Consider the following 14023-nt stretch of genomic DNA (forward strand, 5'->3'; position numbering starts at 1 on the left):
GAAGGAATCCCTGCTCGGCCGGATGTGGGGAAGGACTCCCGGCTCGGCGGAACGGGCTGGGCGCGGGCGATGCAATCGGCCCCTACAGGACTCGGCCAGTCATGCGCTTGACAATCCGCGATTCCCGGTGTAAATTGATACCAACCTCGTTCGCGAAGATGCTGTGGTAACCTTGCTGATTCTGACCATGCCGCGACGCCCGTACCTGCTCCTCGGCCGCTCTAATTCTCGACTACTGAACACCTTGCTGCGCTCTGCGGCGAGGTGTGTTTTGTTTTTTGGGGGCCTGTCTGCTATCCTGTTACCCAACGGTGCGTTTGGCGGCTGGAACGAGTGGACGCAGGAAGCCCCGCACGCGGCCATGGGTGAGTACACTGAGGGCCACTGGAACGGCGACGTCTGTCTATGGTTCTGCTTGAACCTTGACGATGACTACCTGTACCGGGTCAACACCCGCGACTTCAGCAGCGAACTGATTCCCGATACCCGCTTGCCGTGGTTGGCCGCGCCAGAACAGCTGTTCCAGCATCCGACACTGGATTCAATCTGGTTTGGCTTTATGAAGGATCTTGATTCTTCGGATCCGGACTCTCTATTTCGCACGACTGATGGCGGAGCGACTTGGCAGTTTGTGATCGAATCCAATTACCGATCGGCCGGGCAGATGGTCTGGCTACCCGATCATCCGTCCACCGGGTACTTCTTTCCGTACGCCGAAGATCCGTGGAAGACCACGGACTATGGCGAGACGTGGACGCGGCTGGATCTTGTTCCGATGGTTCTCGGGGCTTCGGAGATTGTGAATCCGGCCGGATTTCTATATTTCCTTGGGACATCGGCCAATGTCCATCGCCTGTATCACTTGAATCTTGCGGACGACTCGTTCGAACAGGCCTTCAGGTTCGGGACGAATACGTTTAGTCGAGATTGGAATGTGGATTACTCAAACCCCGATCGTGTCTTGGTTGTTGGTGACCACGGTCAGGGCGACAACTACTACATTCTGGAATCTTTGGACGCTGGTGCTACCTTCGATACATTGTATGAGGCCCCGGATTCAATCTACTCCATCGGACACATCGTTCAAGACCGTATGAACTTCAACCACTGGTACGGATTGTTCGCGGCCAGCGAGCGCAAGCTTCACGAATCGTTCGATGGTGGTCGTACATGGACTTTCACGTCCCGACTCAGCGGTGTCTCAGAGGTAGAACCTGAATTCTATGCCTTTCCGGGCACAGAAGGCCGAGCGATGACCATGTCACCGTATTTCACGTACCGCCCGGCGATGGGCGAGTCCTTTCGTGTGATTGATCTTGCTCCGCCGGATTGGTCCCGGGGACTGCCCACCGACATCTTCTATTCACCGGTCACGGGCTATATTAGATCAAACGGCGACCTCTGGCGCAGCACGGATTCGGGACGGAACTGGCAGCCCACCGGCGGGCAGGAGGAGGCGCGCGGCGATGACATCTTTGAGTTCATTGGTCCAGCATCTGCCGCAAATCTCCAGCACATTCTGGCGCGCGGACTGAATTTCGCGGTCTCAACGAATGGTGCGCAGAGTTTTCATCATGTGACCAACACGGCGTGGTGGCGATACGACTACCAAAACGGTGGTGGCATTGACTGGTCACCAGAGAATCCCGATGAGTTCCTAATTGCACACTACCGGCAAGATCACGACTCGCTGCGGATCGCGCGTACGACCGACTTGGGCAGCACATGGAGCTTCACCTACGGTGCGCTGGATCCTCCGGCCGCGCGCGTGGAGGACGTCGTGTACTACAGTGCCAACCCGGAGACGTTGCTCTGCTCCGGAACAGGATCGGGCAATCTGTCGGGCGGGCTCTACTACTCGACCACAGGCGGAGCTTCATGGCAACGGGCACCCGGCACCGAAGGGCATGCTGCGCGGTACATTTGGCCGCAGCGGTCGCTCGGGCGATTCTTCGCAAACTACGGTGACAGCGCCTTCAGCCGCAATGACGGCGACGGGGTCGGCAATTGGCATTCGTGCTTCGGCAACCTGCCCTATACCGGCCAAGTGACGCAGGTCGCTTTTGATTGGGATACCACGGAGTTTGTCTATGTCTATGTTCCACAGCAGGGAATCTGGCGCGGTACGGGAGATGGCGATTGGGAACAGTACTGCGAGCAGCCACCTGTACCCATCCATCAGTTCGAAATCAGCGCAGGTTGGCCGAAGACGATCATGGCGCTGCCGCTAATTCCGGAAACCGGATTCTATCTGTACATGAAGTCAGACTCGATCTACGATGCCGGCCGTGAACGCTGGAGGTATGTTCCCGAGCAGCGCGATGTCACTATCTTTCCCAATCCAACAAACGCGATGGTCACGATTCGGTTGGTGAATTCAGTGGGGGAAGCGACGAACGTGCGCATCTTCAACCTGCTGGGGCAGGTCGTGCAGCAGGCCGTGATCGTGCGCGCCGGGATCGTCAACTACTCCGTCGATCTGCGCGGCGGGGAATTCTCGTCTGGAAAATATTTCGTGGCGTGGGGGGGGAAACCGAAGAAGATTCCGGCCGGGCGGGGACGCCCGGCTCGGCGACGATGCAAAACGGGCGGCCCCTGCGGGTCGCCCGACTGATGTTTGGTGCGTGGAACGAGCTCAGTAATCGTGTCCAGTTCCCTGATGACAATCGAAACACATCCGGCCGCCGGGACCGGTTGTGTGAAAGATGCTCGAGACCATCGTGGCATGGCAGCTCACGCAATTGTTGTTCACGATTTCGCGGCCCGACTCCTTGATCCTGATCACCTGCGGATCGCCGAACGTAAAGACATACGAGTGTCGCACACCGTGCTCGACCTTCGTCGTGTACTTGCCGACCACGTCATGCGGCACGTGACAGCCGTTGCAACTCACGAAGCGATGCGGCCCGATCTCCCACGAGCGAAAATTGTCGCGCATGACGTGACAATTCATGCACGCCTTGGGGTCATCCACCAGATACGAATAGCCCTTGGCATAGTAAAACGTGTAGCCGGAAATGCCGATCACGATTCCCGGCAACGCCATCAGCAGCGCGGCAATATAGGGATGCTTGGTCATCCGCCGGCCCCGGTCACGGGCGGCGCCACCGCTGCCGGAACGGGAGTCAGCGCCCCCCCGTGTGCGATCACCGCTTTGAACGCCGCGAGTTCCGCCTGCCGCGCGTAGTCGATCGCATCCCCCAGCACCCGCGCCGCCTCCTGCGGACTGTGAAAGCCCATGCTGTTCTCCGCGCTAATGAAATCCCAGCGCATTTGCGCCCGTCGATGCAGCGCCCGCGCCGACGCAAGTTCCTGATCCGTGCCCCCCGCCGCCATCGCCGCCTGGATGCCGTCCAGCGCCGAGATGATCGCATGGTCCGCGCGGGTCATCAGCGCGTAGGTCTTGTCCTGAATCTCGATCACGCGATCGCGCATCTCCGTCTCGCTCTCACGGTGACAAGTCAAACAAGCATTGTTCAAGTTCACCAGCGGCGTGCGAATCCAGTGATCCGTGACCTTGATCGAACCCTGCCGCGTGTACGGCATGTGGCAATCCACGCAGCTCACTCCCGAGCGCGCGTGAATCCCCGTAGAGTACAACTCAAATTCCGGATGCTGCATCTTGAGCAGCGGCGCCTTCGTTTCGCCGTGCTCCCAATCCTTGAAATGCAACGAATCATAATACGCCTCGATACTGTCCACAACCAATCCCTTAGACCACGGAAAGGTCAGATACTTGTCTTCCTTCTGCCAGTAATACTCGACGTGGCACTGCGCGCAGACATAGACGCGCATCGCTTGCCGATCCGCCGTCGCCACGTCGATGCCGCGCCTGGCCATCGCCTCGATGAACGCCGGACGCCGGATCTCCAGCGCCATCGTCTCCGCATGGTGGCAGTCCGCGCAGGATATCGAATGCTCAAAATGAAACGAATCCACCAGCGTCTTCACCGGAGTATTGTAAAACTGCTGCGCGCCGTATTGCTCGATAAACAGCGGCACCTGCGGACTCTTGCACGTCATGCACGACCCGGGTTTCTGATCGCCTAAACGCTTGATCTTGAGCATGTCCGTCAGCGCGTTCATGTGCCCGCGATCCTCGTTGTACTCCACCGAAAACGGATAGCCCGCGAACATCCGCTTCAAGTCCGGATGCCGCTCCAACTGCGAGAACGCTTCCGAACCGCCGTACCGACCCCATTTACTGTACGGTATCAGCTCGCTCGTCTTCATCGTCTTCATATACGCTTCGTATTCGCGCGGAAAATTCACCGCCCACTTGGACGGATCCGGCTCACCGTGCCGCACGTCAACGATCTTCAGATAGCTGAGCTTCGACTCCTGCTTGTGCTCGAAGATGTTGATCAGCAGCGCCGCCACCGCCGCCGTCATCACGATCGAGATCCACGTTATTAACAGAGTTCTGGATGAAGTAGTCATGAAATGAGATTCCCTGAGCTGAAAAATGCCGGTGTCAACACTCCCATTATACCTCGGCATGGTGAATAATGCAAGAGTTTTTTCAACAATCGACTGGTAACAACGAGGCTCTATAATCATGATTACATTGTCCTTAAATCGTATTATGGTCCGGCCGGCGAGGCCCGAACGCCTCCTTTGCGAAAAACTTCACATGAATCGGAAGCCCCCACGCAGGCGTGACGGAGTAGCCGATGGATAGCTCCGGTCGAGCGGCATGCCTGCCACCATAGCGCAGAGGTGAGCTGTGGCAACGGGGCAAATCATGCACCATCCACTTGCCTAAAGACTTAAATCATATGGAATTATATAGTACCAGCCAGTGGCAGCGATGTGCTCAAGTACCGCAATCTCGTTTTCTTTCAATCGAAAAAACCTTAAATTAACTATGTTAAGGACTGAAATCCCACGTCACCCGAAACCGTCGCCACCTTCCGCTGTATGCCCTCGCTCCGCGGTTCTATTGTTCCCGTCGTCACCCCGTTCAAAAACGGCCAAGTTGACCACCCGGCGTTCGCCAACTTGATCAGTTGGCAGATCGAAAACGGGGCGCATGGCATCTCCGTTGCCGGGACCACCGGCGAACCGTCCGCGCTGTCGCGAGCGGAACGCCTGCGACTTTACGAAGTCGCCCACGAAGCCATCGGCGGACGCGTACCGTTCGTGCCGGGCACCGGTTCCGTCAACCACGAAGAAACGCTCGCGCTCTCCAAACACGCGGAGCAGATCGGTGCCGATGCGCTGCTGTTAATCGCGCCCTACTATTGCCGCCCGAGTCAGCAGGGATTGTACGAGCATTTCAAAGCCGTCGCGCAGTCGGTCGGGATTCCAATCATCCTCTACAACATTCCCGGCCGCACGGCAGTGAATATCGACATCGACACCGTGGCCCGCCTGCGCGAGGCTTGCCCGAATATCGTCGGCGTCAAAGAGTCCAACAAGGACTTCGAGCACATCAATCATCTGCTGCATCGCATGGGTCCGGACTTTCTGGTCTTTTCGGGAATCGAGCTGCTCTGCTTTCCCTTGCTCTGCATCGGCGGCGCGGGCTACATCAGCGCCACCGCCAATCTGATGCCAAAGCAAATCAATTCGCTCTACGATCTGTGCGCGGCGGGGAAGTGGGAGGAGGCGCGGAAACTGCACTTCGACATGATGCCATTGAACGAAGCGATCTTCTACGAGATCAATCCCGTCCCTGTCAAGACCGCGTTGGCGTGGATGGGCAAGATTACGTTCGAGGTTCGCCTGCCCCTAACCGCCATGAGCGACGCGAATCAAGTGAAGTTGCGCGCGGTGATGCAGCAATACGGGCTGCTGTAGAACGAAATCCAAGATCCACAATCCAAGGTCCCGATAGATGAAACTCGCCCGCTGGGCCGCCGACGGCAGATTGCTGCAAGGCTGCTACCTCGATAATCAACTGATTGCCACTGACGGCAAGGAGTATGACATCAATCAGGTTGTCATGCTCCCGCCGGTGCAGTCATCAAAAATCATCGGCATCGCGCTGAACTTCGCTGATCACGCCGCCGAACTCAACCTCGCCAAACCCGAACTGCCCGCGATCTTCCTGAAGCCGACGACATCATTGATCGGTCACAAGGGCACCGTGCTGATGCCGCCCGGCAGCGAGTACATGCACTACGAAGTCGAACTCGTCGCGATTATCGGTCACAAATGCCGCAATGTGCCGGCCAAGCACGCGTTGGATTTCGTCGGCGGCTACATGATCGGGAACGACGTAACCGTGCGCGATCACATCGGTCCGTACTTCCGCCCGCCGCTAATCGGCAAGGGCTGGGATACGTTCGGACCCGTCGGTCCGTACCTGGTGACGCCCGATGAATTCGGCGATCCGGCCCACACGGAAGTTCGCGCCTACGTCAACGGCGAATTGCGACAGCAGGGCAACACGCGCGATCTGATCTATTCCCTCGCCGAGCTGATCGAGTATTGCTCCATGATCATGACGCTCGAACCTGGCGATCAAATCTGGACGGGCACGCCCAAAGGACTCTCGCACGTCTATCCCGGTGATGTGATGCGCATGGAAATCGACGGCATCGGCGCCCTCGAGAATCCCATCGCGCTCGGGCCGGAACTCGTCTGCAACCTTCATCGCCGTTAGTACCGCCGAGCCGGGTTAAGTCTTCGCAACCCGGCCGGAATCTGCTCTCAGCGTCTCAGTACTTGAGTGTCTCAACGCCTCCTTCATGTATTCCGTCAAGCACTTCATCAATAATCAGTTCGTGGACTCGCTCGCCGGCGAGACCTTCGATGTGCTCACGCCGCTGACCAACGAGGTCATCGGCCACTGCGCTTCCGGTCAAGCCGCGGACATCGACAAGGCCGCCAAAGCCGCCCGCGCTGCCTTCGACAGCGGCGTGTGGTCGCGCATGCCCGCCGCGGAGCGCGCGAAGAAGATCCGCAAGATCGGCGATCTGATTCTCAAGCATGCCCACGATATCGCCGAATTGGAAATCGTCGATACCGGCATCCCGCGCAAACAGATCACGAAAGGCGCGATCCCGCGCGCCGCGGATAATTTCTATTTCTTCGCCGACCAGTTGCTCGCGCTGCATGGCAAAGCGTACCCCGTCGATCAGGAATGGCTGAACTATGTGGTCTATCGGCCAATGGGCGTCGCGGGGCTGATTACGCCGTGGAATACGCCGTTCATGCTGGAGACGTGGAAGGTCGCGCCGTGTCTGGCGTCCGGTTGCACGGCGGTGTTGAAACCTGCCGAGTGGTCGCCGCTGTCGGCTTCGAAGCTGTGCGAGATCATTCAGGAGGCCGATCTGCCGCCGGGCGTGTTTAATTGTGTGCACGGTTTCGGCGAGAGTGCCGGTGCCCCGCTCGTCGCGCATCCCGACGTGAACTTGATTTCCTTCACCGGCGAGACGACGACGGGACAGATCATCATCAAGAACGGCGCGGACACGCTCAAGCGGTTCAGCATGGAGCTGGGCGGCAAGTCGCCGAATATCGTGTTCGCCGACGCCGACCTCGACCGCGCGATTGACGGCGCGCTGTGGCAAGTTTACAGCTTGAACGGCGAGCGCTGCACCGCGGCCTCGCGGCTGCTGGTCGAACAGAGCATCCACGATGAATTCGTCGCGCGGCTCGCTGCGCGCGTCAAACAGATTAAGGTCGGCGATCCCAACGACATGAGCACGGAGGTCGGGCCGCTGATTCATCAGGAACATTGGCAGCGCGTCCGCGACTACATGGACATCGCGAGGGCCGACGGCGCCACGATTCTGGTGGGCGGTGACAGGCCCGCCGTAGCCGTCCCCCCTTCCAAGGGGGGACCACCGGGGGGTTCCGGAGCGCAGCAGGGGGGGGTAGATTTCGGGAAAGGCAACTACTTTCTGCCGACGCTGATCACCAACGTGCGCAACAACATGCGCATCGCGCAGGAAGAGGTCTTCGGCCCCGTGCTGGCGGTGATGCCGTTCGCGGATGAGGCCGAGGCCATTCAACTGGCCAACGACATCAAGTTCGGACTGGCGGGATATATCTGGACCTCCAACGTCACCCGCGCGCACCGCGTCGCGCAGTCCCTCGAGTGCGGTATGGTCTGGATCAACTCGCACAATGTCCGCGATCTAAGGACGCCGTTCGGCGGTTCGAAGTGGAGCGGTATCGGCCGCGAGGGCGGGCAACTGTCCTTCACCGAATTCTACATGGACACGAAGATCATCCACGTCCCGCTGGGGGAACATCATATTCCGAAGATCGGGTAGAAACCGCTAACTCCTTTTACATTTTTTGGAGGTCGCAGACATGAGGTGGCGATTTCCGGCATATACTCTTGTGGTGTCAACGCTGGTCTTCGCTTCCGAGCGGGCCATGTTGCCGGTGCCTCACGGGTATCCAACAGAATCAGTGGATGGCAAGGCCTATTATCGCGGCAAGCTCTACGTCGCGCGCGGCTTCAGCGCCGATTCCCTGCTGACTCCGCTGGGCGTACGCGAACTGACACTCGATCAGAGCACGTCTCAATGGGGGAAATACGCCGCGCGTTGGCCGGTCGCGCTGCAGCCCGATTCATTTCCACCGCAGGTCGTCGGTATCGATTACGATCAGGAGTTCGACCCGCCAATTCACAAGCGCTATGTGGTCGCGGGCGGCAAGTTCCATCCCGCGATTATCTCGGACGGCAGTGGCTTCACGCGGGTCGAGGGCTATCATCGGTTCATGCAGGTCTTTCCGCCCGAAGCCGACACCGTCTGCGTCAGCGCGCCATACGTCAAGGGAACCATCTTCCTCTACGAAGACTGTGATACGGAACCGCTTCGTGCGCTTGGCTTCGCCAGGCTCCAGAGGCAACATCCGCGCGGACCCGACCCGACGCTCGAAGATTTAATCGACAATCCGGAGTGGGTGAAGCTGGTTACCGACATCGAAGAGGGGCTGGCGGTCTTCCGAACGGCCTGGCCGATTGACCTCGAGACGGCAAACCTGTCGGACTGCGTTGTCAATCTGATCAGCGATTGGCACGCCCGTGGAGAAATGAGTACGGGTAAGCCGTTCATCTCCGTTCAGCCGTTAGACTGATCCCGCATCCCCACCTCAAGAGCAAATCGCGAGCTTTGTGCCGCCGAGCCGGGTTAAGGTCTGCCGCAACCCGGCCGGAATCTGATTTTCTGAATGTCTGCCTTTCCGCTTTCCTGAGGAGCCCCCATGCCCGCACGTAAAGGCGCGGACGTTATCAAACGTCTGCGCGAACAACCCCCGACGATTTTTCATTGCGGCGAGCAAGTCAAAGACGTGACTACGCATCCGGCGTTTGACGGCGGCGTGCGCTCGCTGGCCGCGCTCTATGACTTGCAATGGGCGAATGAAGACGAAATGCTGTTCACGAACGATCGCGGCGTGAAAGTCGGTCGCTCATTCATGATCCCGAAAACCAAAGACGAACTGAAGTCCATTTCGCGGATGATGAAGCGCTGGTCCGATCATTCCTGCGGCATGATGGGCCGCGCTCCCGATTATCTGAACCGCTCGATCTCCGGTTACGCGTCCGGCTGGCAGTTCCTCGCCGAAGCACGCGAGCAGTTCGGCGAAAATGCGAAGAACCTGCATCGCTATCTGAGCGAAAACGATTTGTGCATGACGCACACGTTGATCAATCCGCAGGCCAATCGCGCCGCCGGGGCCGCCGGTCAGGCCGATCCATTCCTCGCCGCGCGCGTGAAAGAAGAGACCGACGCCGGAATCGTCATCCGCGGTTGCCGCATGCTGGCCACCCTGCCAATCTCCGACGAGATCATGGTGTTGCCGTCCACGCTGCTCACGTCGAAGCCCGAAGATGCGCCCTATGCCTTCGGGTTCATCATTCCCAATAATACGCCCGGCCTGAAATTCCAGTGCCGCGAATCAGTGGACTATGGGCGGTCAAGCTACGATCATCCGCTCGGTTCGCGCTTCGAGGAACATGACGCGGTCGTGATCTTCGACGACGTGTTTGTGCCGTGGGAGCGCGTACTGCTCTATCGCGATGTCGAACGCTGCAACAAGGCCTACGCCGCGACCGGCGCGGTCGTGCATATGACGCATCAGGTGCTCTGCAAGAACATAGCGAAAAGCGAATTCATGCTCGGCCTCGCCTCGCTGCTGGTCAATTCCATCGGCGTCGAGCAGTTCCAGCATATTCAGGAGAAGCTCGCCGAGATGTGGTGCGTTACCGAAAGCCAGAAGGCGTTCCTGCGCGCCGCCGAGGAAGACGCGACACTCGACAACTACGGCGTGATGCGCCCCGCCTGGGATCCGCTCGATGCCGCGCGCAACATGTTCCCCAAACTCTATCCGCGCCTCGTGCAGATCATCCAGCAGATCGGCGCGTCGGGACTCGTCGCCATGCCGACCGAGGCCGACGTGCACGGGCCGCTGAAAGAGGAGATCAAGAAGTACTATCAGGCCGCCCGCGCCGATGCCTACCAGCGCATTCCGCTGTTCCGCCTCGCGTGGGACGCCAGCATGTCCGCCTTCGCGACGCGCCAGGCGCTTTACGAACATTTCTTCTTCGGTGATCCGGTGCGCATGGCGGGCGCGGTCTGCGTCAATCATGACCGCAAGGACGTGATGGACAAAGTGCAGGATTTCCTCAAGCGCGCACAGGCCGAGGCCGCCACTGAGGCCACCAACGCCGCGATGTCCTATTACGACTCCAACCCGCGCCTGCATGGCAAGCCGCTGAAGACCGAGTAGTCTGCTTTCAAGTTTCAAGTTGCCTTCCGTGTCCGACTCCCGAACCTTCTTCGATACCATTTCGCTGTTCGCCACCGGTGTAACTGTCGTCACCATTCAAGGTGATGGCCAACCCCACGGCATGACCGCCAACGCGTTCACGTCGCTCTCGGCCAATCCCATGCAGATCATCGTCTGCGTGGCCAAGAAAGCGAAGCTGAATGCCTACCTCGCGGCAAACGTGCGGTTCACGGTCAACGTGCTGCGCGACGATCAGGAGGCGATCTCCAATCAATTTGCCGGAGCGACACGGGAACAGCAGGGAGCCGAATTCCGTTTCATAGAGTGGGAGGGCGGCCCGCGCATCGAGGGCTGCCTCGCCGCGATCGGCTGTGAACTCCTGGCCCTGCACGACGGCGGCGATCACTGGATCGTCGTCGGCAAAGTGCTGGCGTTGCTGCAAGGGGTGGAACCGCGCAAGCCCCTGCTCTACTTCAATCGCCGCTATCATCGACTTGAACCGGACAGCACCGCCGCGCCCGGTCGCAGCGACCTCGACGGCGCCAGCGAACAGATGTTTTACGACCCGTGGTAACCTTCACTTCGTAGGATCAACGTATCAGCACGCTCACTCTCGCCCCCGTACCGCCGCGCGCAACGCAACGCGTCCCCCGCGCAGCCCGCACGATCATGGATGACAAGGCCCTCACCGAACTGATGAATCCGTATGCCGTCCCCTCGCTCGCCAAAAGCGTCTGGCAGCTCGCGAATTCGTTCCTTCCGTTCTTCGCGGCGATCTACCTGATGTACCTGTCCCTCGCCATGCCGTTCTATGTGACGCTCGGCCTCGGCGTACTGGCGGCGGGATTCATGGTCCGCATGTTCATTATCCAGCATGACTGCGGCCACGGCTCGTTCTTCGTTTCCAAAAAGCTGAACGATCGCGTCGGCTACTTCTGCAGCCTGTTCACGATGGTGCCCTACTATTACTGGCGCCGCCAGCATGCGCTGCATCATTCCACCAACGGCAATCTCGACCAGCGCGGCCTTGGCGACATGACGATTCACACGGTCAAAGAGTACCTCGTGCTGTCGAGATTCGACAAGCTCCACTATCGCTGTTATCGACATCCGCTGGTGTTCATCCTCTTCGGACCGCTCGCGCTGTTCTTTTACATCAACCGCGTCTGCACCGATCCGCAGCACTACAACCAGCGCGACCGCCGCAATATCTGGATCACCAACCTGACGATCGCCGCCACGCTCGCCGCCATCGGTGTCTTCATCGGCTTCGCTGCGCTGGCGAAGGTCGTGCTGCCCGTGCTCTTCATCGCCGCCAGTCTCGGCATCTGGCTGTTCTACATTCAGCATCAGTTCGAGCACACCTACTGGAAACCCAAAGCCGAATGGAATTACGTCCGCGCCGCTATGCAGGGCAGCTCCTACTACAAGCTCCCGCGCATCCTGCAATGGTTCACCGGCAATATCGGCTATCATCACATCCACCATCTGAAGTCCAGTATCCCGAACTACGAACTCGAGCGCTGCTATCACGAGAATCCCGAGTTCCACGATGTCTATACCGTGACGCTCTTCAGCAGTATGAAAACCATGTTCCTCAGCGTCTGGGACGAAGACCAGCAGCGCCTGATCAGCTTCCGCGAGCTCAAACGCAAGTACGTAACCGCATAGTATTCGCCGAGCCGGGTTAAGTCCGCGCAACCCGGCCGGAATCGGAGAATCACCCCGAGCATGGTCTCCTGACCCTGCCGAAATTGACTTCTTCTTTTACGTTTCACGTTTCAGATTTCAAGTTTCTCTTCAATGAACATTCTCCGTACCGCCCACGCCGAGTTCCGCGTCACCGATTTCGACGCGGCCAAGCGTTTTTATATTGACGCGCTCGGCTTTCTGCTGATCCGCGAAGAGCGCGACCGCCTCTATCTCGGCTGTCTCGAAGAGCGCGATCTTTACAGCCTCGTCCTGCGCAAAACCGAGCAGCCGGGCCTCAGCCATCTCGCGTTTCGCGTCGCCGCCGAGGCCGATCTCGACGAACTCGCCTGGATCGCCGGCGAGGACGGCCTCAGGCACCGCTGGTGCGAGCCGCACGAGAATCTCGGTCAGGGCCGCACGCTGCGCATCGAGGATCCCAACGGCATCCCGCTCGAATTCTTCCACGAGATCGAGCGCCGTCCCTCCGAGCTGCAAAATTACTACAAGTATCGCGGCGCGAGCATCCAGCGCATCGATCACTATAACTGCCAAGTCAGCGACGTTTGCAAGGGCTTCAACTGGTACACGAAGCGCCTGAACTTCCACTGCTCCGAGTACACCGCCGCCTCCGATCCAATTTCGGACTCCCCCCCTTTCAAGGGGGGGCAAGGGGGGGTCTCGGGCTCAACCCCTTCCGTTTCCGAATTCAAAGGCCACAAATTCCTCGAGTCCGGCCCCAGCGATCTGATCGAGCAGGACACCCTCTGGGCGGTCTGGATGCATCGCAAACAAAATGTCCACGATCTCGCCAACATGAACGGCGTCGGGCCGCGCTTGCATCATGTCGGCTTCTGGGCCTATGACCGGCTGTCGATCTTGAACGCCTGCGACACCCTCGCCAGCATGCACATGGCCGATCGCATCGAGCGCGGACCGGGTCGGCACGGCTTGTCCAATGCGTTCTTCCTCTATCTGCGCGACTACGACAACAATCGGATCGAGATCTATACCGGCGATTATCTGATCACCGATTGGGACATGCCCCCCGTCCGCTGGAGCATCAACGACCCCCGCCGCGCCACCTTCTGGGGCCATCTCCCCCCGAAAAGCTGGTTCGAGGAGGCGAGTTTGGTCGAGGACATCCTAACCGGCGAACTAAAACCCGTCACGGACCCGCCGCTATTCGCAAAGCCGGATTTTGTGGTGTGAGCACGAATGTGACTCCAAAGAGAAAGGGCAATTGGGCCGATCCCATCCTTAGCAGCCGCAAGGCGCAACTAAGCCTCGCTTATATTCGCGCGATTGCTGCTGGAGCTTCATGTGTTGTTGATCACGTAGAGAATGACATAGAGAGCGTCGATGTGACGATAAAGTCCTTGACGAAGGGAAGCAAAGTCAGGTGGCCGAAAATCGATGTCCAGGCTAAGTGCACGTCTAAGGCTGTATTGGAGAGCTCAGATTTCTCATTTACGCTTGATACTAAGAACTACGAGGATCTAGTGTAGTGTTGCGGAGTTGCTGCAACTAATTGCGAGGTTGTGCGTTTCATCTTCCAGAGAGGAGGATGAAATTATGCGTCACGCTCCGGTCATTGAGCTCACGAACGAGCAGGAACAACAACTTCGGGTTTGGTCTC

Annotated in this window: 12 protein-coding genes; 10 read left to right on the forward strand and 2 right to left on the reverse strand. The window is 58.8% G+C overall.

Annotation, left to right across the window (positions count from 1 at the left end; genetic code table 11):
* Window positions 1-187 precede the first annotated feature (187 nt).
* The gene (locus tag HZB60_06110; GenBank protein ID MBI5059339.1) at window positions 188-2614 is read left to right on the forward strand and encodes a T9SS type A sorting domain-containing protein; all 2427 of its coding nucleotides are present in this window, start codon (window positions 188-190) and stop codon (window positions 2612-2614) included.
* A 21-nt stretch (window positions 2615-2635) separates the two neighbouring features.
* On the opposite strand, the gene nrfH is transcribed toward HZB60_06110, so the two are convergent.
* Window positions 2636-3079, reverse strand: a complete 444-nt coding sequence (gene nrfH / locus HZB60_06115) for a cytochrome c nitrite reductase small subunit (GenBank protein ID MBI5059340.1) — start codon at window positions 3077-3079, stop codon at window positions 2636-2638.
* A complete protein-coding gene (locus HZB60_06120) occupies window positions 3076-4413 on the reverse strand; it encodes an ammonia-forming cytochrome c nitrite reductase subunit c552 (protein MBI5059341.1) in 1338 nt (445 codons plus the stop codon). The genes nrfH and HZB60_06120 overlap by 4 nt, the downstream gene beginning before the upstream one ends.
* Before the next feature lie 507 nt (window positions 4414-4920).
* Here HZB60_06120 and HZB60_06125 point away from each other — a divergent pair.
* The 9 genes from HZB60_06125 to HZB60_06165 all read left to right on the forward strand — a co-directional run bounded on the left by HZB60_06125 (window position 4921) and on the right by HZB60_06165 (window position 13892).
* Complete coding sequence (locus HZB60_06125) at window positions 4921-5802, forward strand: 4-hydroxy-tetrahydrodipicolinate synthase (protein MBI5059342.1); 882 nt, start codon at window positions 4921-4923, stop codon at window positions 5800-5802.
* A 37-nt stretch (window positions 5803-5839) separates the two neighbouring features.
* Window positions 5840-6610 carry a fumarylacetoacetate hydrolase family protein gene (locus tag HZB60_06130; protein ID MBI5059343.1) on the forward strand — a complete coding sequence of 257 codons (771 nt, stop codon included), beginning with the start codon at window positions 5840-5842 and terminating at the stop codon, window positions 6608-6610.
* Window positions 6611-6695: 85 nt separating this feature from the next.
* Window positions 6696-8228 carry a 5-carboxymethyl-2-hydroxymuconate semialdehyde dehydrogenase gene (gene hpaE / locus HZB60_06135; protein MBI5059344.1) on the forward strand — a complete coding sequence of 511 codons (1533 nt, stop codon included), beginning with the start codon at window positions 6696-6698 and terminating at the stop codon, window positions 8226-8228.
* A gap of 40 nt (window positions 8229-8268) precedes the next feature.
* The gene (locus tag HZB60_06140; GenBank protein MBI5059345.1) at window positions 8269-9042 is read left to right on the forward strand and encodes a hypothetical protein; all 774 of its coding nucleotides are present in this window, start codon (window positions 8269-8271) and stop codon (window positions 9040-9042) included.
* A gap of 126 nt (window positions 9043-9168) precedes the next feature.
* Entirely contained in the window at window positions 9169-10695 is a 1527-nt protein-coding gene (hpaB, locus tag HZB60_06145) for a 4-hydroxyphenylacetate 3-monooxygenase, oxygenase component (GenBank protein ID MBI5059346.1), read from the forward strand.
* Between the two features lie 28 nt (window positions 10696-10723).
* On the forward strand, window positions 10724-11269 hold the full coding sequence (locus HZB60_06150; protein MBI5059347.1) for a flavin reductase family protein: 546 nt from the start codon (window positions 10724-10726) through the stop codon (window positions 11267-11269).
* 95 nt (window positions 11270-11364) lie between these two features.
* On the forward strand, window positions 11365-12366 hold the full coding sequence (locus tag HZB60_06155) for a fatty acid desaturase (protein ID MBI5059348.1): 1002 nt from the start codon (window positions 11365-11367) through the stop codon (window positions 12364-12366).
* Window positions 12367-12498: 132 nt separating this feature from the next.
* Window positions 12499-13596, forward strand: coding sequence for a VOC family protein (locus tag HZB60_06160; protein ID MBI5059349.1), 1098 nt, complete (start codon window positions 12499-12501; stop codon window positions 13594-13596).
* Entirely contained in the window at window positions 13593-13892 is a 300-nt protein-coding gene (locus HZB60_06165) for a DUF4365 domain-containing protein (GenBank protein MBI5059350.1), read from the forward strand. The genes HZB60_06160 and HZB60_06165 overlap by 4 nt, the downstream gene beginning before the upstream one ends.
* Window positions 13893-14023 lie beyond the last annotated feature (131 nt).

Source organism: candidate division KSB1 bacterium (genome assembly GCA_016214895.1).
GTDB lineage: Bacteria > Electryoneota > RPQS01 > RPQS01 > RPQS01 > JACRMR01.

What these genes read in the sequence shown, in the direction of transcription:
- HZB60_06130 (MBI5059343.1), top strand. Translation starts at nt 5,840, where the DNA reads ATGAAACTCGCCCGCTGGGCCGCCGACGGCAGATTGCTGCAAGGCTGC.
- hpaE (MBI5059344.1), top strand. Translation starts at nt 6,696, where the DNA reads ATGTATTCCGTCAAGCACTTCATCAATAATCAGTTCGTGGACTCGCTC.
- nrfH (MBI5059340.1), bottom strand. Translation starts at nt 3,079, where the DNA reads ATGACCAAGCATCCCTATATTGCCGCGCTGCTGATGGCGTTGCCGGGA.
- hpaB (MBI5059346.1), top strand. Translation starts at nt 9,169, where the DNA reads ATGCCCGCACGTAAAGGCGCGGACGTTATCAAACGTCTGCGCGAACAA.
- HZB60_06160 (MBI5059349.1), top strand. Translation starts at nt 12,499, where the DNA reads ATGAACATTCTCCGTACCGCCCACGCCGAGTTCCGCGTCACCGATTTC.
- HZB60_06110 (MBI5059339.1), top strand. Translation starts at nt 188, where the DNA reads ATGCCGCGACGCCCGTACCTGCTCCTCGGCCGCTCTAATTCTCGACTA.
- HZB60_06155 (MBI5059348.1), top strand. Translation starts at nt 11,365, where the DNA reads ATGGATGACAAGGCCCTCACCGAACTGATGAATCCGTATGCCGTCCCC.
- HZB60_06140 (MBI5059345.1), top strand. Translation starts at nt 8,269, where the DNA reads ATGAGGTGGCGATTTCCGGCATATACTCTTGTGGTGTCAACGCTGGTC.
- HZB60_06125 (MBI5059342.1), top strand. Translation starts at nt 4,921, where the DNA reads ATGCCCTCGCTCCGCGGTTCTATTGTTCCCGTCGTCACCCCGTTCAAA.